Raw genomic sequence first — 18,239 nt, 5'->3', positions numbered from 1 at the left:
CCGCAGGCCGAGCAGGCCGAGGCGCCCGCCGAGAGCGCCGCCCCGGCCCGCCCGAGGCGCCGCGCCGTACGCAAGGCCACCGCACCCACCGCGTCCGAGGAGGCGGCCGTCGTGGTCGTCCCTACGGCCGCGGAGGAGGCACCGGCCGTCGCGGAGGAGGCACCGGCCGTCGCCGAGGAGGTCACCGAGGCTGAGGAAGCGGCTCCGGCCAAGAAGGCGGCCCGTAAGACGGCGAAGAAGGCGACGGCGAAGAAGGCCGCCACCAAGAAGACGGCGGCCAAGAAGACGACGGCCAAGAAGACCGCCGCGAAGAAGACGACCGCCAAGAAGGCGGCAGCGAAGAAGACGACCGCCGGCAAGGCGACGTCGAAGAAGACGGCGGCGGCCGAGCACCAGTCGCTCCCGTCCGTCTCGTCCACCGCCGACGAGGGCTGACGCCCCGCCGTACGAGACATGTGATCCGCCCCCGGTCCGACCGGGGGCGGATCACGTTTTTCTACGGGTTTCTCCGGGACCCGCGCTCTCCGGGACCCGCGAGCCGTCGCACGGGGATCGAATGCGTGAATGCAAGGTGAATGGACGCTCCGGCGGCAAGGCTATGATGTGAACCTAGATTGACGCTAAATTCAGACAAATTGGGATTTTAGTTCCTCTTTGTTCCTAGTATTGGGGCGCATTACGTGAAGGCTCTCGTGCTCTCCGGGGGAGCGGGCACCCGCCTCCGCCCGATCACCCACACCTCGGCCAAGCAGTTGGTGCCGGTCGCCAACAAGCCTGTGCTCTTCTACGGTCTGGAAGCGATCGCCGAAGCCGGGATCAGCGAGGTCGGAATCATCGTCGGCGACACCGCGGACGAGATCCGCGAGGCGGTGGGCGACGGCTCCCCCTTCGGGATCGAGGTCACCTACATCCCGCAGGAAGCGCCGCTGGGACTCGCCCATGCCGTACTCATCGCCCAGGACTTCCTCGGCGACGACGACTTCGTCATGTACCTCGGCGACAACTTCATCGTCGGTGGCATCACCGGCCTGGTGGAGGAGTTCCGGGCCGAGCGGCCCGACGCGCAGATCCTGCTGACCAAGGTCTCCAACCCCACCTCCTTCGGTGTCGCGGAACTCGACGGCGACGGCCGGGTGGTGGGCCTGGAGGAGAAGCCGAAGCAGCCCAAGAGCGATCTGGCGCTCGTCGGCGTCTATCTGTTCACTCCGGCCATACACGAGGCCGTCCGCTCCATCGAGCCCTCCTGGCGCGGCGAGTTGGAGATCACGCACGCCATCCAGTGGCTGATCGACGAGAAGCGTGACGTCCGCTCCACCACGATCTCCGGCTACTGGAAGGACACCGGCAACGTCACCGACATGCTGGAGGTCAACCGGTCCGTCCTGGAGACCGTGCGGCCGGTGAACGCGGGCACGGTGGACGAGGACAGCGAGATCATCGGCCGGGTGCGCATCGAGGCGGGCGCTCGCGTCAGCGGCAGCCGGATCGTCGGACCCGCGATCATCGGTGCCGGCTCGGTGGTCAACGACGCTTACATCGGCCCCTTCACCTCCGTATCCGAGGACTGCCGGATCGAGGACAGCGAAATCGAGTACTCCATCGTGCTGCGCGGCTCCTCCGTGACCGGCGTGCGCCGGGTGGAGGCCTCGCTCATCGGGCGCGACGTCGAAGTCACGCCCGCTCCCCGTAACCCCAAGGCCCACCGGCTCGTGCTCGGTGATCACAGCAAGGTTCAGATCTCTTCATGACGGCCCCCACCTCTCCCGCCCGTCCGACCCGGATTCTGGTGACCGGCGGTGCCGGTTTCATCGGCTCGCACTACGTCCGTACGCTGCTCGGCCCCGAGGGCCCCGGTGATGTCGCGATCACCGTCCTGGACAAGCTGACGTACGCGGGCAACCCGGCCAACCTCGACGAGGTGCGCACGCACCCGCGGTTCGCCTTCGTGCAGGGCGACATCTGCGACCCCGAGCTGGTCGGCAAGCTGATGGCCGAGCACGACGAGGTCGTGCACTTCGCCGCCGAGTCGCATGTCGACCGTTCCATCGACGGCGGCGCCGAGTTCGTCCGCACGAACGTGGTCGGCACGCACACGCTCATCGACGCGGCGCACCGGGCCGGCATCAAGACCTTCGTGCACATCTCCACCGACGAGGTCTACGGCTCGATCGACGAGGGTTCCTGGCCCGAGACCCACCCCCTGGAGCCCAACTCGCCCTACTCCTCGGCGAAGGCGTCCAGCGACCTGATCGCGCTGTCCTACCACCGCACCCACGGCCTGGACGTCCGCGTCACCCGCTGCTCCAACAACTACGGGCACCACCACTTCCCCGAGAAGGTCATCCCGCTCTTCGTCACCAACCTCCTCGACGGCAAGAAGGTCCCGCTGTACGGCGACGGCGGCAACGTCCGCGACTGGCTGCACATCGACGACCACGTCCAGGGCATCGAGCTGGTCCGCACCAAGGGCCGCCCGGGCGAGGTCTACAACATCGGCGGCGGCACCGAACTCTCCAACAAGGAGCTCACCGGGCTGCTGCTTCAGGCGTGCGGCGCCGACTGGGAGACCAGCGTCGAGTACGTCGAGGACCGCAAGGGCCACGACCGCCGCTACTCGGTGGACTGCACCAAGATCCGCGAGGAGCTCGGGTACGCGCCGCGCAAGGACTTCCGCGAGGGCCTCGCCGAGACCGTGCGGTGGTACCGCGACAACCGCGCCTGGTGGGAGCCGCTCAAGGAGCGCGCGGCCCTGAACTGACGCGCCACCCCTCTCTTTGGGCCCGGGTCCGTCCCGGGTCCGTCCCGGGCCCGTTCACGCGTTCCGCGCGCCCGGGACACCGGCGGTGGCCCCCGCCATCCCGCACAGAGGACAAGAAGAGACATGAATCCGACAGAAGAGACATGAATCCGATACAGGAACAGGCAAGCGCCCCGGCCGGCTGGCTGGTCACCGGAGCGGGCGGCATGCTCGGCCAGGACGTGCTGGCCAGGCTGGCCGCCGAGGGCGAGCAGTCCGTCGCGCTGGACCGTGCGGCGCTGGACCTCACCGACCCCCAGGCCGTACAGGGGGCGCTGGAGCGTCACCGCCCCGCCGTGGTCGTCAACTGCGCGGCCTGGACCGCCGTGGACGACGCCGAGACCCGCGAGACCGAGGCGCACCGCGTCAACGGCGACGGCCCGGCCCACCTCGCCGCCGCCTGCGCCCGTACCGGCGCCTTCCTGCTCCACGTCTCCACCGACTACGTCTTCGCCGGCGACGCCACCACCCCGTACGCCGAGGACGCCGCCACCGCCCCGCGCAGCGCCTACGGCCGTACCAAGCTCGCCGGCGAGCAGGCCGTCCTGAAGACCCTCCCGGACCGCGGCTACGTGGTCCGCACGGCCTGGCTGTACGGCGCGGGCGGCCCCAACTTCGTCCGCACCATGATCCGTCTGGCGGGCGAGCGCAAGACCCTGGACGTCGTGGACGACCAGCGCGGCCAACCCACCTGGAGCGCCGACCTGGCCGGCCTGCTGCTCGCCCTCGGGCGTGCGGCCCTGGCCGGCACCGCCCCGGCCGGGGTCTACCACGGCACCAGCACCGGCGAGACCACCTGGTACGGCTTCACCCGGGAGATCTTCCGCCTGCTCGGCACCGACCCGGACCGGGTCCGCCCGACCACCAGCGAGGCATTCACCCGCCCCGCTCCCCGCCCGACCTACAGCGTCCTCGGCCACGACCGCCTGCGTGCGGCCGGCATCGAGCCGCTGCGCGACTGGCGCGCGGCGCTCACCGAGGCATTCCCGGAGATACACCGGGCCCAGACGAAGGAGAACCCGGCGTGACGGTCAAAGTCAGCGTCGTCATCGCGGTCTACAACCCCGGCAAGTACGTCGAGGACTGCGTCTCGTCCCTGCTGCGGCAGAGCCTCACCCCCGACGAATTCGAGGTCTTCTTCGTCGACGACGGCTCCACCGACGAGACGCCCGCCCGCCTGGACCAGCTGGCGGCCGAGCACCCCCACCTGCACGTCATCCACCAGGAGGCCTCCGGCTGGTCCGGCCGCCCCCGCAACACCGGCATCGCGGCCGCCCAGGGCGAGTACGTGATGTTCGTCGACCACGACGACTGGCTCGGCGACGAGGCCCTGGAGCGGATGTACGAGTACGGCAAGGCGAACGACGCCGATGTCGTCGTAGGCAAGATGGCGGGCATCGGCCGCCCGGTCCCGCAGGAGCTGTTCCGGGTCAACCGGCCGCGTGCCACGGTGGAGAACGCGCCGCTGATCGACAGCCTCACCCCGCACAAGATGTTCCGCCGGGAGTTCCTGAACGAGCACAACATGCGCTTCAAGGAGGGCCGCCGCCGGCTGGAGGACCACGTCTTCGTCGCCGAGGCGTATCTCCGGGCGAAGAGCGTCGCCGTCCTCGGCGATTACCTGTGCTACTACCACATCACCCGGGACGACGGCTCCAACGCCGGCTTCCAGCGCTTCGACCCGGCCGGCTACTTCGGGAACCTCCGCGAGGCCCTCGACGTCGTCGAGGAACTCACAGAGCCGGGTCCGCTGCGCGACAAGCTGTTCAGCCGCTGGCTGCGCAACGAGATGGTCGAGCGGCTGCGCGGCAACCGGCTCCTCAAGCTCCCCGAGGACTACGCCGAGGAGCTCTACCGTGAGATCCGCGGCGTGGTCACCGAACGCTTCGGACCGGGCGTTCTCGCCCGTGTCGCCCCCACCCAGCGGGTGGTGGCCGGACTGATCATCGCCGACCTCTACCAGGACGTCAGGGAACTCGCCCGCTGGGAGGCAGGGATCAAGCCCACCGGCAGCCTGACCTCTCTGGCCTGGGAGAAGGGCGCCCTGAACATCGGCTTCACCGCCGAGTACCAGGTCGAGGACGCCCCGATGACCTTCCGCCGGGACGGCGAGCACGACCTGCTCGGCCTGCCGCTCTCCGACAAGGCGCTCGAGGCCCTGGCCGGGCAGAGCATCACCCTGGACGCCCCGGTCGACAAGAGCGACGTGGATCTGGTGGTCCGGCACCGCGAGGACGCCACCCAGTACTACCTCCCGCTGGACAGCGAGCGGCACCGGCCGGCCGCCGGGGAGGGCTCCTTCCGCCAGCAGATCACCGCACGCGCCGTGCTCGACCCGGAGACCGCGGCCGCGGGCGCGCCCCTGGCCAAGGGGATCTGGGACCTGCACCTGCGCATCAAGTCCTGCGGCTGGAGCAAGGAGACCCGGCTCGGCGCGGTGCGCGGCGAGGACGTGGAGGCCGGGCGGCTGGCCGCGCTCACCGGTGAGCCGAGGCGGATGGTCCTGCCGTACTGGACCGACGGGCCGGGCAACCTCTCCCTCGACGTCGACCAGCACACCGGCAAGCTGGAGCGCGAGGCGGTGGCGCTGATGGACCCGGCCGCGGGCGTGGTCGACGGCTCCACCGTCCGGCTTCCGCTGCCGCTGCACGTCGCGGCGGACTCCTCAGAGCCGGTGCGGCTCCGCTTCGAGCGCAAGAACGTGGGCAAGTTCCCCGCCGACGCCGTGGTGGACGGCCGTACCGTGAGCGCCCCGCTGCCGCTGGAGCAGCTCACCGGTCGCCGCTGGGCGGTCCGGATCGGCGTGCCGTCCGCCGCCCGTGGCGAGGCGCGCTGGACCCGGCTCCCGGTCGACGTGGTGGTGGACGCCGACGGCACCGCCCGGGTGATCGACCGGCACACCCCGCCGGCCAAGCCCGCCGCGAAGAAGAAGCCCGCACCGCCGCGTCCGCCGCGTCCGCTGTGGCGCCGGGTTGCCGGGCGACTCAAGCGCGCACTGACCAAGCAGAAGACGAGCTGAGGACCCTGTCATGCGACCCCTCTCCATTTCCGGCGCCTGGGTGCACGAGCCGAAGGTCTTCCCCGACGGCCGGGGCAGCTTCCACGAGTGGTTCAAGGCACCGCTCTTCACCGAGGCGGCCGGCCACCCGCTCACCCTCGCCCAGGCGAACATGTCCGTCTCCAGCCGGGGCACCCTGCGCGGCATCCACTTCGCGGACGTGCCTCCCGGCCAGGCCAAGTACGTCAAGTGCGTGCGCGGCGCGGTCCTCGACGTGATCGTGGACATCCGGACCGGCTCGCCCACCTTCGGCCAGTGGGAGGCGGTCCGCCTCGACGACCGCGACCACCACGCGGTCTACCTCTCCGAGGGCCTCGGCCACGGCTTCATGGCGCTCACCGAGGACGCCACCGTGGTCTACCTCTGCTCCGAGGGCTACGCCCCCGAGCGTGAGCACGGCATCCACCCGCTCGACCCGGCCCTCGGCATCGACTGGCCCGCGGACCTCGCCCCGCTGCTCTCCGCCAAGGACGAGCAGGCACCCACCCTGGCCCAGGCCCGCGAGCAGGGCCTGCTGCCCTCCTACGAGGACTGCGTGGCCTATCGGGAGAGCCTTGGCGGCTGAACCGCCCCGCTCTGCGGCGGGGCCCGGTTTGACCCCTCAAGCCGGGCCCCGTAACCTTGACCGTCGGCGTGTCGACTGGCACGCCACATCCCCGTAAACCTCTTCCTCCCGGGTACCTCGGTGGTCGGGAGAGGCCGTCCGTGTCCTTTGCCGGGCGGCTGGACTGCGGGGGTGCCGTCCCGAGCGAGAGAGTGAGATCCGCGTGTACGCCATCGTGCGCAGCGGTGGTCGCCAGCACAAGGTTGCTGTCGGCGACATCGTTGAGGTTGACAAGATTTCCACCGCCCAGGTTGGCGACACGGTCGAGCTCTCGACCCTGCTCGTTGTCGACGGCGACGCTGTGACCAGCGACCCGTGGGTGCTGGCCGGCATCAAGGTCCAGGCCGAGGTCGTGGACCACCACAAGGGCCAGAAGATCGACATTCTGCGCTACAAGAACAAGACCGGCTACCGCCGTCGTCAGGGCCACCGCCAGCAGTACACGGCGATCAAGGTCACTGAGATCCCCGCGGCTGCGAAGTAAGGGACTGAGGAGAGATGGCACACAAGAAGGGCGCATCGTCCACCCGTAACGGTCGTGACTCCAACGCTCAGCGCCTCGGCGTGAAGCGCTTCGGCGGTCAGGTCGTCAACGCGGGCGAGATCCTGGTCCGCCAGCGCGGCACCCACTTCCACCCGGGCGCGGGCGTCGGCCGTGGCGGCGACGACACGCTGTTCGCGCTGCAGGCCGGTGCGGTGGAGTTCGGCACCAGCCGTGGCCGCAAGGTCGTGAACATCGTTCCGGTCGCCTGATCGGAAGCTTTCGCGAGGCGGACCTCACTTCCCTCACGGGAAGCGGGTCCGCCTTTCGCGTGTTGATCAGTTGATCAGAAGACATTCCCGTACGTAACTGGAGGCACACCCCATGACCACCTTCGTGGACCGCGTCGAGCTGCACGTCGCCGCGGGTAACGGAGGTCACGGCTGTGCCTCCGTCCACCGTGAGAAGTTCAAGCCGCTCGGCGGCCCGGACGGCGGCAACGGCGGGCGCGGCGGCGATGTGATCCTCACCGTCGACCAGTCCGTCACGACCCTCCTCGAGTACCACCACTCCCCGCACCGCAAGGCCACCAACGGCAAGCCCGGCGAGGGCGGCAACCGCTCCGGCAAGGACGGGCAGGACCTGGTCCTGCCGGTGCCGGACGGCACGGTCGTGCTGGACAGGGCGGGCCATGTGCTCGCCGACCTGGTCGGGCACGGCACTTCGTTCGTCGCCGCGCAGGGCGGCAGGGGCGGCCTCGGCAACGCGGCGCTGGCGTCCGCGCGGCGCAAGGCGCCCGGGTTCGCGCTGCTCGGCGAGCCGGGGGACGTGCAGGACATCGTCCTGGAGCTGAAGACCGTCGCCGACGTGGCGCTGGTCGGCTACCCGAGCGCCGGCAAGTCGTCCCTCATTTCTGTGCTGAGCGCCGCCAAGCCGAAGATCGCGGACTACCCGTTCACCACCCTCGTCCCGAACCTGGGTGTCGTGACCGCCGGGTCCACCGTCTACACCATCGCCGACGTACCCGGACTCATCCCCGGTGCCAGCCAGGGCAAGGGCCTCGGCTTGGAGTTCCTGCGCCACGTGGAGCGGTGCAGCGTGCTCGTGCACGTCCTCGACACCGCCACCCTGGAGTCCGACCGCGACCCCGTCTCCGACCTCGACGTGATCGAGGCCGAGCTGCGGGAGTACGGCGGCCTCGACAACCGTCCCCGGATCGTCGTCCTCAACAAGATCGACGTACCGGATGGCAAGGATCTGGCGGAGATGGTCCGGCCGGATCTGGAGTCTCGCGGGTACCGGGTCTTCGCGGTGTCCGCCGTCGCGCACACCGGGCTCAAGGAGCTGTCCTTCGCGCTCGCCGACCTGGTCGCCAAGGCGCGGGCCGCCAAGCCGAAGGAGGAGGCCACGCGGATCGTCATCCGGCCGAAGGCCGTCGACGACGCGGGCTTCACCGTCACGCTCGAGGAAGACGGGCTGTTCCGGGTCCGCGGCGAGAAGCCCGAACGCTGGGTGCGGCAGACCGACTTCAACAACGACGAGGCCGTGGGTTACCTGGCCGACCGTCTCAACCGCCTCGGTGTGGAAGAGGAGTTGATGAAGGCGGGCGCCCGGTCGGGCGACGGCGTCGCCATCGGACCCGAGGAGAACGCGGTCGTCTTCGACTGGGAGCCGTCGATGATGTCCGGTGCCGAGATGCTGGGCCGCCGTGGCGAGGACCACCGCTTCGAGGCGCCGCGGCCCGCGGCCCAGCGCCGCCGGGACCGGCAGGCGGAGCGGGACGAGGCGACGCAGGAGTTCGACGACTTCGAGCCGTTCTGACCGTTGCGGCCCTTCTGGCCGCTCTGATCGTTACAGCACCCCCATCTCTGTCAACTGACACCCCGTAAGACCCGTTGCGACAAACCTCCGTTCACCGTGAGGTTCCCGCGTCGCAACGGGTCTTCTGTTGTCTGCCTACCTGTCATGCGCACGCATACGTGTGTTCAGCGGACGGACCGCCCGGCGGATGAGCTTCGTAGTGTCCAAGAGGCCAGCGAGGCAAGGGAGTTCGCCCGATGACGGGAGCAGTATCGCCCGACCGACGCCGTTTTCTGACCGCCGGAGCCGCCGTGCTCGGCGCCACGGCCTCCGCCCAGCTGTGGCTGCCGAACACCGCCCGAGCAGCCGAACCCCCGCTGCCCGACGGCGTGTTCAAGCTCGGTGTCGCGTCCGGTGACCCGCTGCCGGACGGCATCGTGCTGTGGACGCGGCTCGCGCCGGACCCGCTGAACGGCGGCGGCATGCCCGACCGCGCGGTCGCGGTGCAGTGGGAGCTCGCCGAGGACGCCAAGTTCAGAAGGGTCGTCCGCCGGGGCACCGCCCAGGCCCGGCCCGAGTACGGGCACAGCGTTCACGTGGATGTACGGGGCCTGCGCCCGGGTCGGCCGTACTGGTACCGCTTCCGCGCCGGCGGCCAGCTCTCCCGCGTCGGCCGCACCCGCACCGCCCCCGCCTGGTCCAGCTCCGCCGGCAACCTGAGGGTCGCGCTCGCCTCCTGCCAGAACTGGCAGCACGGCTACTTCACGCCATACGCCGACATGCTGGCCCAGGACCCCGACATCGTGCTGTTCGTCGGCGACTACATCTACGAGTCGACGCCGTCGGCGACGGGCGTACGGCGGCACGAGGGCACCGGGGAGCCGTTCAGCCTGACCCAGTACCGCAACCGGTACGCCCAGTACCGCACCGACCCCGACCTCGCCACCATGCACGCCAACGCGCCCTTCGTGGTCACCTTCGACGACCACGAGGTGGACAACGACTTCGCCGGCGAGATCCCGCAGGACCCGGACAAGCAGACGCACGACGCGTTCGTCGCCCGGCTGACCGCGGCCTACCAGGCGTACTACGAGCACATGCCGGTGCGCGCGACGGCCGTACCGAACGGACCGCACATCCGGATGTACCGCCGCCTGGAGTTCGGCCGCCTGGCCCGGCTGAACGTGCTGGACACCCGGCAGTTCCGCAGCGACCAGGCGACCAGCCAGGCCGGCGCGCAGGACCCGAAGCTGACGATGCTCGGCGCCGACCAGAAGAAGTGGCTGCTGAACGGGCTGCGCGACTCGCCCGCCCGCTGGAACCTGATCGCCTCGCAGATCATGATGGCCGAGACCGATCTGCAGGTCGGCGAGGGCAAGCTCTGGTTCTACGACGCCTGGGACGGCTACCAGGTCGAACGCAACCAGTTCCTGAAGGAGTTCAAGCGCGTCAGCAACCCGGTCGTGCTCACCGGCGACCGGCACCTGACGATGATCAGCGACCTGAAGGAGGACTTCGCCAACCCGAACTCCGCCGTGGTCGGAGCCGAGTTCGTCGGCACCTCCATCTCCAGCAACGGCGACCAGGACCAGGCGGCCTTCCGCAAGGAGTGGGACCCGCGGATGGCGGACAACCCGCACTGGAAGCTGCTCGACGCACACCGCGGCTACCACCTCCTCGACATCCGCCGCGACGGCATCGACGCGCAGGTGCGGGTGGTCGACACGGTCCGCCAGCCGAAGTCGACGCCGAGCACGCTGGCCAAGCTGCGGATGGACGCGGGCCGGCCGGGTGTCCGGCTCGTCTGACGTCAACTGACAACGACTGATATCAACTGATGTCACCTGACATCAGTTGATATCAACTCCTGAGGCCTGGGACACACCCGTGTCCCGGGCCTCTCTCGTCCCGTGACCATGGAGACGGGCTGTCCCCTTGCTCTCCCCGAGACCCAAATGCCGCGGAATCTTGATGTGGAGCTGAGCTGTGGACTTATTCACAGCATTTCCACGGGGCGGCGACACCGCCGACGGAACGGTTCGCCAAGCTCCAGCAGTCCAAGGTGAATGCCAGGTTGCGCGCACATATGCGGCGGCCATCGCTCACCTTGCACTGCGGTTACCCGAAGTGGGACCATTTCCAAGTTCCCTGTCGTCCCAAGGTAGGTCACCTGTGTCACAGCACATAGCCAAGCCCCGTACCACCGCAGTGATCCTGGCCGGTGGCACCGGCCAGCGGGTGGGTCTGTCGATCCCCAAGCAGCTGCTGAAGATCGCCGGCAAGGCAGTCATCGAGCACACCCTGACCACCTTCGAGAAGGCCGACTCGATCGACGACATCATCGTGCTGATGGCGCCGGGCTACGTGCCCGACATTGAGAAGATCGTCGCCAAGGCCGGGTTCCAGAAGGTCAAGAAGATCATCGAGGGTGGCTCCACCCGGAACGAGACGACCGAGCGCGCCATCGAGGCCCTGGGCGAGGGGCTGGCCGAGGGCGAGGACGTCAACGTCCTCTTCCACGACGCCGTACGCCCCCTGCTGGCGCAGCGCGTCATCGACGACTGCGTCGCCGCGCTGGAGCGCTACCAGGCCGTCGACGTCGCCATCCCGTCCGCGGACACCATCATCGTCACGCGCACGCACGGCGAGGACGGCGAGTTCATCACCGAGATCCCGGACCGCTCCCGGCTGCGCCGCGGTCAGACCCCGCAGGCCTTCAAGCTGTCCACGATCAAGCGGGCCTACGAGGTCGCCGCCGGCGACCCCAACTTCCAGGCCACGGACGACTGCTCCGTCGTACTCAAGTACCTGCCGGACGTGCCGATCCACGTCGTCGCGGGCGACGAGTACAACATGAAGGTCACCCAGCCCGTCGACGTCTTCATCGCCGACAAGCTGTTCCAGCTGGCCTCGACCGCCGCGCCCGAGCAGGTCTCCGAGGAGGCCTACCGCGAGCTGCTGACCGGCAAGACGGTCGTCGTCTTCGGCGGCAGTTACGGCATCGGCAAGGACATCTGTGAACTCGCCGAGTCCTACGGCGCCCACGTGTACGCGCTGGGCCGCTCCACCACCGGCACCCACGTCGAGAACCCGGAGGAGGTCGACGACGCGCTGTCCAAGGCGTACGCCGAGACCGGGCGCATCGACTACGTCGTCAACACCGCCGGCGTGCTGCGCATCGGCAAGCTGGCCGAGACCGACAACGCGACCATCGAGGAAGCGCTGAAGGTCAACTATCTGGCCCCGGTGCAGATCGCGCGCTCCTCCTACAAGTACCTGGCCGAGACCAACGGACAGTTGCTGCTGTACACGTCCAGCAGCTACACCCGCGGCCGCGCCGAGTACAGCCTCTACTCCTCGACCAAGGCCGCCATGGTGAACCTCACCCAGGCCCTGTCCGACGAGTGGGCGGGCGACGGCATCCGCGTCAACTGCATCAACCCGGAGCGCACCGCAACCCCGATGCGCACCAAGGCCTTCGGCCAGGAGCCCGCGGGCAGCCTGCTCTCCTCCGAGGCCGTGGCCCGCACCTCGCTCGACGTGCTGCTGTCCGAACTGACCGGGCACGTCATCGACGTCCGCCAGCAGGACCCGACGGCGGCCGCCGGGAAGGCCTCCGGCTTCGAGCAGGCGCTGGCCTCCGTCCTGGACCGCCAGGACGGCGTGGCATAATCAACAGCAAATAGTCGTCTGCCATTCAGGCCTCTGTGGCTTCCTGTTCAGGGAGTGTTCGCAGGGGCCTGAATCCGTACTTCCCCGGAGCCTTCACCATTCGCTTTCCGGACGTTCTCGGCATTTACCACCGGCACCCCTCCCAGAGCAGGTTCTCCGTGATATCCACCGCTATTCGCGTCGCCCGGGTGGGCAGCGCGGCCGAGCTGGCCGCGGCGGCCCTCATGATGCTGGGCTTCCCGGCACTCATGCTGGCCGCGCTCGTCCCGAGCGTTCCCGCCTTCGCCGCCGCGGCCGCCGTGACGTACCTGGCGGACCACTATCTGCACCACAAAGGCAGCTATCTGATCAACCGCCTCAGCAAGGTGCGGGCAGGTCTTTCGATCCGCTTCCTGATCCGGCAGCTGCTGCTGATACTGCTGCTGGCCCGCCTCTCCTTCGCGGACAACCTGATCTACTACGGCGCCGTCGCCTGCTTCATCGCCTTCTACGGGCTCCAGGCCCCGCACGGCGCGCTGGTCACCCTGATCCGCAACCGCCGCCGTATGCCGGTCGCCACCCGCAACATCGACCTGGCCTCGCGCATCCGCATCCCGGACGCCCCGCCGAAGGGGCTGCTGCACCGCTCCGCCGAGAAGATGCTCCACCTCGACCTCGCGGCCGTGGCCGGCATCCTGGTCTCCGCCGCCGTGAAATCGGCCCTCGCCGGTTTCATCGGCATCGGCGTCACCCTGGGGCTGGGCTGCCTGTACGTCGCCGCGCTGATGCCGTACGTGCGCGGTCGCAAGACCCCGCCGAACGCCGAGAAGGTGCTGGCCGCGGCCGACGCGTGGCTGCGCGAGTACAAGCCGGAGACGGTGCTGTACTTCTCCGGCTCCAAGGACTCCGCGTACCAGGTCAACATGTGGCTGGAGACCATGGAGCAGCTGGACTCCAGGCCGCTGATCATCCTGCGCGAGCGGGTCATCCTGGCGAACCTGGCGCCCACCACGGTCCCCGTCATCTGCGTGCCCGGAGGGGTGCACCTGATGAACATGGACCTGTCGACCGTGCGCGTCACGCTGTACGCGGCGAACGTCGGCAAGAACATCCACATGCTGCGCGTGCCCACCATGAAGCACGTCTTCATCGGCCACGGCGACAGCGACAAGCTGGCCAGCGTCAACCCGTTCAGCAAGGTCTACGACGAGGTGTGGACCGCCGGCCGCGCGGGCCGCGACCGTTACGCCATCGCCGACGTCGGCGTCCGTGACGACGACATCGTCGAGGTCGGCCGCCCGCAGCTGGCGCCGATCCAGGCCTGGCAGGGGGCGCCGGACGGCCCCCGCGGCGGAGCCGCTGATGGATACTGCCCGACGGTCCTGTACGCCCCCACCTGGGAGGGCTGGGACGACAACCCCGGCAACACCTCGATCCTGCTGGCCGGCGAGAACATCGTGAAGAAGCTGGTCAAGGCCGACCCGCCGGTCCGTGTCCTGTACAAGCCGCACCCCTTCACCGGCACCCGCAGCCCGCAGGCCAAGGCCGCCCACCAGCGCATCACCGCCCTGGTGCGGAAGGCCGCCACCGAGCGCGCCGCCGACTCCCGGTTCACGGCGGATACGGCGGCCCTGGACCGCGCCAAGGCGGAGCTGGCCCGCATCGAGGCCCGTCTCGCCGAGCTGTCCGGTGGCGGCACCGAGAAGGGCGACGAGGCCGAGGCCACCCGCGACGGACTGGTCGACGTCGAGAAGCACCAGGAGATCGCCCGGCTGCGCGCCGAGTGGAACGACGCCTACTGGCGTTCCTTCCCCTCCTACGAGCACCGCGTCATCACGGGCGCCGAGCCGCGCCTGTACGACTGCTTCAACGTCTCCGACGCGATGGTCTCCGACATCTCCAGCGTGGTCTCCGACTTCATCGCGAGCGGCAAGCCCTACGCCGTCACCGACTCCGCCGAGCTCGGCGTGGAGGAGTTCAAGCGGCAGAACACCGCCGTGCGGGCCGCGGTGATCCTGTCCAACAGCGCGGCCGAGCTGGGCGATCTGCTGGACGCCGTACGCGATCCCGCGTCCGACCCGCTGGCCGAGGACCGCGGCGAGCTCAAGCGGTATCTGCTGGGTCCGGACGAGCCGACGTCCATCGAGCAGTTCAACACCGCGGTGGCGAACCTGGCGATCAAGGCCGAGAGGCGCAACGTCGGCCAGGCGTCACGGGCCGCGGCCGGCACGGCGGAGGCCGAGGCGGAGGCGGAACTGGCGAACGCGGTGCCGGGGCAGCGGGTGTCGACGGCCGGTGAGGCGGACGGCGTGACCGCGGGCTGACGGCTCCGGCCACAGGGCCCGGTATTCGAGGGGTGATCCTCGAATACCGGGCCCCTTTGCGTATGCCTTGTTGCCCGTCGCTGTCCTGTCCTGTTGCTGTCCGTTCCTGTCCGTTCGCCATGTGAACTGAGTCACTAATCCATGTGGCGAGAGCAACCGATTTCCCTGGTCATCCGTCTAGGAGGTTGCCAATGAGGCGATACGGGGGAAAATTTCCGTGACAAGGGGACAAGGGTGACCATTGCGCAGCCTGATGTGACTGTGATCATCGGGGCGTACGAAGCGATGCCGTATCTGGTCGAGTGCCTGGCATCCGTGGAGGCACAGACCATCGACCCGACGCGCATCGAGGTCATCGCCGTCGACGACGGTTCGACGGATGGGACAGGGGAGTACCTGGAGGAGTTCGCGGCCCGCGCGCCCATGCCGGTGACGGTGATCCGGCAGGAGAACTCCGGCGGCCCCAGCGGCCCGCGCAACGTCGGCCTCGGCAAGGCCGCGGGGCGTTACGTCTTCTTCCTCGACGCCGACGACCGGCTCGGCCCCGAGGCCCTGCGGCGCATGGTCGCCATGGCCGACGAGCACGGCACGGACGTCGTCCTCGGCAAGGTCGAGGGCGTCAACCGCAGCGCGCCGAAGTCGATGTGGGGCCAGACCGTGGGGCGCACCGACGTCTTCTCCTCCAACATCAAGTTCACGCTCAGCGCGCAGAAGCTGTTCCGCCGCGAGCTCCTCGACCGGCACGGCATGCGCTTCGACGAGTCCCTGTTCACCGGCGAGGACGCGCTGTTCACGATGGAGGCCTACCTGCGGGCCGACGGCGTCTCCGTGGTCGCCGACCACACCTGCTACTACCTGGTGGGCCGCGAGGACGGCAAGCACGTGACCAAGAGCGGCAGCTACACCCTGCGCTTCGACTCCGCGCGCGCCCTGATGAACCTGATCGCGGACATGCTCCCGGCCGGCCCCAAGCGGGACGTGCTCATGGTCCGCCCGTTCCTCGTCACGCTGCTCCCGCAGTTCGGCCCCAAGTACGCCACGGACAGCGAAGAGATCCGGCGGCACAAGTTCGAACTGGCGAAGCCGCTGATGGAGGCGTACTGGAACGAGGACGTCGCCCGCCGCCTCAGGGTCCACGAGCGCCTGCGGCTGCACCTGGTGGCCGCCGAGCGGCCCGACCTCCTCCTCGACGTGGTGAAGTTCGTCAAGGCGAAGAAGCAGGCCCCGGCCCTCATGGAGAAGAAGGGCCGCCGCCTCTACCTCGTCTACCCCCACTTCCGTAACCGCGAGGCGGGCATACCGGACTCCGTCTACCTCGCCGACGCACGCGAGGCCCGCGTCTTCCCGGGCTACCGCGAGGACCCGCTCGACTCGTTCGTGCAGCGGGCGGTGCGCAAGGCCCGCCGCATCCTGCCGTCACGCGACATACGCGCGGCGGCCTGACCGGATCAGGTCTCCGCGGTGGGGGCCGGCTCAGGCGCTTCCTCCACCGGCCCCCGCTGCCCGGGGAGCTCCGCCGCGAGCCGCTCCGCCATCCGCGCCCGGTGCTCCCGCGCCGCCGAACACAGCGCCCGTACGGCCTCGTTGAAGCGCTCCTGCGACGCAGGTTCGTCCGGTCCCAGCAGGTGCCGCTTCAACTCGGCCCGCTCCTCGGCCAGTTCGTCGCGCTCCGGGTGCCGTACGGCGTCCAGCAGCCGGGGTACTCCCGCCGCGTCCGGCGTCAGTACGGTCGCCGCGCGCACCGTCGGGAAGGTCTCGCGGAACGTCTCCTCGGTCAGCCCGCTGGTGTTGGCCACCGCGTAGGGCTTGCCGCTCGCCAGGAAGTCGCTGATGACGCTCGACACATCGCTGATCAGCAGATCGGCCCGGTTGAAGCAGGTGTACAGCGCGGGCCGGACGTCGGTGACCACCTGGTGCTCCCACTGAGGCAGCGAGGCCCAGTACGCCTCCTCCCAGGCGGCCGTGGCCCGCGCTACCGCATCGGCCCGCCCCGGCTCGGGCGCCGACTGCGACAGCATCCGCTCGACCTGGTCGGCACCGGCCCGGCAGTCGGTCGTGGTGAGCTGATCCAACTCACGTGTGCGAAGGACGAGTTCGCCGTCAGGGACGGGTCGCTCACCGGTCCGCTCCCGGTTCGCCGCCCGGACCAGCTCCCGGATCCTGAGGTCAGCCGCCCCCGCCCGGGGATCGACGGAACCCGTCAGCGGATGCGGCTTGTACAGCAGCCGTACGCCCGGGTCCGCCAGCAGCGCCCGTACGAGGTTCTCGCCGGCCTCGATCACCGAGGTGTTGCCGGGGTTGCCGTCCCAGCCCTCCCAGGTCGGCGCGTACAGGACCGTGGTGTACGTACCCGTCGGCGGGCCCGCGTACGGCCGTACGGCGTCCAGCTGCGGGCGGCCGATCTCCACCACCTCCTTGTCCTCGACGCCGACCTCGGCCGCCGCGTACCGCTCGCGCGCCGCGGGCCCCGCCACCCACACCTCGTCGTACGCCTTCGCGTACGGGTTGCAGGACGACAGCTTGTCGCTCTCGCCGTGGTTGACGAAGGTGTGCTTGATCGTGGGGATGCGCAGCACCTGGGAGGTCTTGCCGGAGTTCGAGGGGTGGATGAGGACCTGGAGCGTGGAGTGCTCCAGACGCATCAGGGTGGAGACCTTCGGCAGGCACAGGACGGGGATGTCGGTCGCCGCGATCTTCTGCACCATGAACCGTTCGCGCAGCACGATCAGCGGCCGGCCGTCCACCTTCGCGAGCGGCTCCAGCCACATGTTCGCCTGGTACGCCGACGACGCGCCGCCGGAGAAGTACAGGCCGACGGTGGGCCGGTACGCGTCGAGCCAGGCGTCGAGCCAGTCCAGTACCTCCTGCTCGCCCGCCGGACGACGGCTCGGCAGCAGCCGTACGAGAAGGTCGTACAGGCCCTTCAGCGCCAGGCCGAGGGACACGGCGATCCCGAAGGCGGCATAGCCGGGCTCGTCGGTGGCCGCCGCGGCCAGCAGTCCTGCCGTGGCGGGCAGGCCGAAGACCAGCAGGCGGTGGCCGGGGCGGCGTAGCAGGAGGGGCGGGGCGGGGGACAGGCGCAGCGCGGACGCGTCGATGTTCCGGGTGACGACCGGCAGGGTGCGGGTGCGGCGCACCAGGACCGAGACCGCCTGGATCGCGCAGTGCAGCGCGTAGAAGACGAGCAGCCCGACAACGAGCGGGGCGTACGCCGTCTCCCGGTCCTGCCCGCCCAGTCGCAGCAGGCCCACGACCAGCAGCAGGTCGCGCAGCACGTGCCGCACGCTGAGATCGGCGTGCGACTTGGCGAACAGCGACACCATGCGGCGCTGCCACCGGTACAGGACACCCTCTACGGCCAGCGAGGCGACCGTCGCGGCCAGCAGCAACGGGACGTGCGGGCGAAGGGCCGCCATGGCCTGGACGGCGAACGCGGCCGCGAGGACGGCCGCGACGAGCGCCCTGACCAAGGTCTGCCGGAGGGGGAGGGGAACAGGCACTGCGGTCACTCCAAGGTCGGCGCA

Annotated in this window: 13 protein-coding genes and 1 pseudogene; 13 read left to right on the top strand and 1 reads right to left on the bottom strand. The window is 69.6% G+C overall.

From position 1 onward, the window contains the following. The 13 genes and pseudogenes from CLM62_RS49770 to CLM62_RS04935 form a co-directional block, all read left to right on the top strand. Positions 1 to 435: pseudogene (locus CLM62_RS49770) on the top strand (ribonuclease E/G); the annotation flags it as partial. Between the two features lie 245 nt (positions 436 to 680). Beyond that, a complete protein-coding gene (locus tag CLM62_RS04990; protein ID WP_095748641.1) occupies positions 681 to 1,748 on the top strand; it encodes a glucose-1-phosphate thymidylyltransferase in 1,068 nt (355 codons plus the stop codon). Continuing rightward, positions 1,745 to 2,758 carry a dTDP-glucose 4,6-dehydratase gene (gene rfbB / locus CLM62_RS04985; protein WP_095748640.1) on the top strand — a complete coding sequence of 338 codons (1,014 nt, stop codon included), beginning with the start codon at positions 1,745 to 1,747 and terminating at the stop codon, positions 2,756 to 2,758. Before CLM62_RS04990 ends, rfbB begins: the two co-directional genes overlap by 4 nt. A 143-nt stretch (positions 2,759 to 2,901) precedes the next feature. Further along, a complete protein-coding gene (rfbD, locus tag CLM62_RS04980; RefSeq protein WP_095748639.1) occupies positions 2,902 to 3,825 on the top strand; it encodes a dTDP-4-dehydrorhamnose reductase in 924 nt (307 codons plus the stop codon). Continuing rightward, on the top strand, positions 3,822 to 5,816 hold the full coding sequence (locus tag CLM62_RS04975; RefSeq protein WP_095748638.1) for a glycosyltransferase: 1,995 nt from the start codon (positions 3,822 to 3,824) through the stop codon (positions 5,814 to 5,816). The genes rfbD and CLM62_RS04975 overlap by 4 nt, the downstream gene beginning before the upstream one ends. Before the next feature lie 10 nt (positions 5,817 to 5,826). After that, positions 5,827 to 6,420, top strand: a complete 594-nt coding sequence (gene rfbC, locus CLM62_RS04970; RefSeq protein WP_095748637.1) for a dTDP-4-dehydrorhamnose 3,5-epimerase — start codon at positions 5,827 to 5,829, stop codon at positions 6,418 to 6,420. Between the two features lie 202 nt (positions 6,421 to 6,622). Next, complete coding sequence (rplU, locus tag CLM62_RS04965; protein ID WP_007449531.1) at positions 6,623 to 6,943, top strand: 50S ribosomal protein L21; 321 nt, start codon at positions 6,623 to 6,625, stop codon at positions 6,941 to 6,943. Positions 6,944 to 6,957: 14 nt separating this feature from the next. Beyond that, complete coding sequence (rpmA, locus tag CLM62_RS04960) at positions 6,958 to 7,212, top strand: 50S ribosomal protein L27 (RefSeq protein ID WP_030051735.1); 255 nt, start codon at positions 6,958 to 6,960, stop codon at positions 7,210 to 7,212. A gap of 112 nt (positions 7,213 to 7,324) precedes the next feature. Further along, complete coding sequence (gene obgE, locus CLM62_RS04955; protein WP_095748636.1) at positions 7,325 to 8,761, top strand: GTPase ObgE; 1,437 nt, start codon at positions 7,325 to 7,327, stop codon at positions 8,759 to 8,761. A 236-nt stretch (positions 8,762 to 8,997) separates the two neighbouring features. Beyond that, positions 8,998 to 10,548, top strand: a complete 1,551-nt coding sequence (locus tag CLM62_RS04950) for an alkaline phosphatase (protein WP_095748635.1) — start codon at positions 8,998 to 9,000, stop codon at positions 10,546 to 10,548. Between the two features lie 364 nt (positions 10,549 to 10,912). Beyond that, a complete protein-coding gene (locus CLM62_RS04945) occupies positions 10,913 to 12,412 on the top strand; it encodes a bifunctional cytidylyltransferase/SDR family oxidoreductase (protein ID WP_095748634.1) in 1,500 nt (499 codons plus the stop codon). Positions 12,413 to 12,600: 188 nt separating this feature from the next. Next, positions 12,601 to 14,715 carry a hypothetical protein gene (locus CLM62_RS04940; protein ID WP_095748633.1) on the top strand — a complete coding sequence of 705 codons (2,115 nt, stop codon included), beginning with the start codon at positions 12,601 to 12,603 and terminating at the stop codon, positions 14,713 to 14,715. Between the two features lie 234 nt (positions 14,716 to 14,949). Beyond that, positions 14,950 to 16,158: a glycosyltransferase family 2 protein gene (locus CLM62_RS04935; RefSeq protein ID WP_095748632.1), complete on the top strand. Its 1,209-nt coding sequence runs from the start codon at positions 14,950 to 14,952 to the stop codon at positions 16,156 to 16,158. 5 nt (positions 16,159 to 16,163) lie between these two features. Here the strand turns inward: CLM62_RS04935 and CLM62_RS04930 are convergent, their stop codons facing one another. After that, complete coding sequence (locus CLM62_RS04930; protein ID WP_373559108.1) at positions 16,164 to 18,131, bottom strand: hypothetical protein; 1,968 nt, start codon at positions 18,129 to 18,131, stop codon at positions 16,164 to 16,166. Positions 18,132 to 18,239 lie beyond the last annotated feature (108 nt).

Source organism: Streptomyces sp. SA15 (assembly GCF_002291145.1).
Lineage (GTDB): Bacteria > Actinomycetota > Actinomycetes > Streptomycetales > Streptomycetaceae > Streptomyces.
Note: the sequence above shows the minus strand (reverse complement) of the source record. Positions and strands in the feature narration are given on the sequence as shown.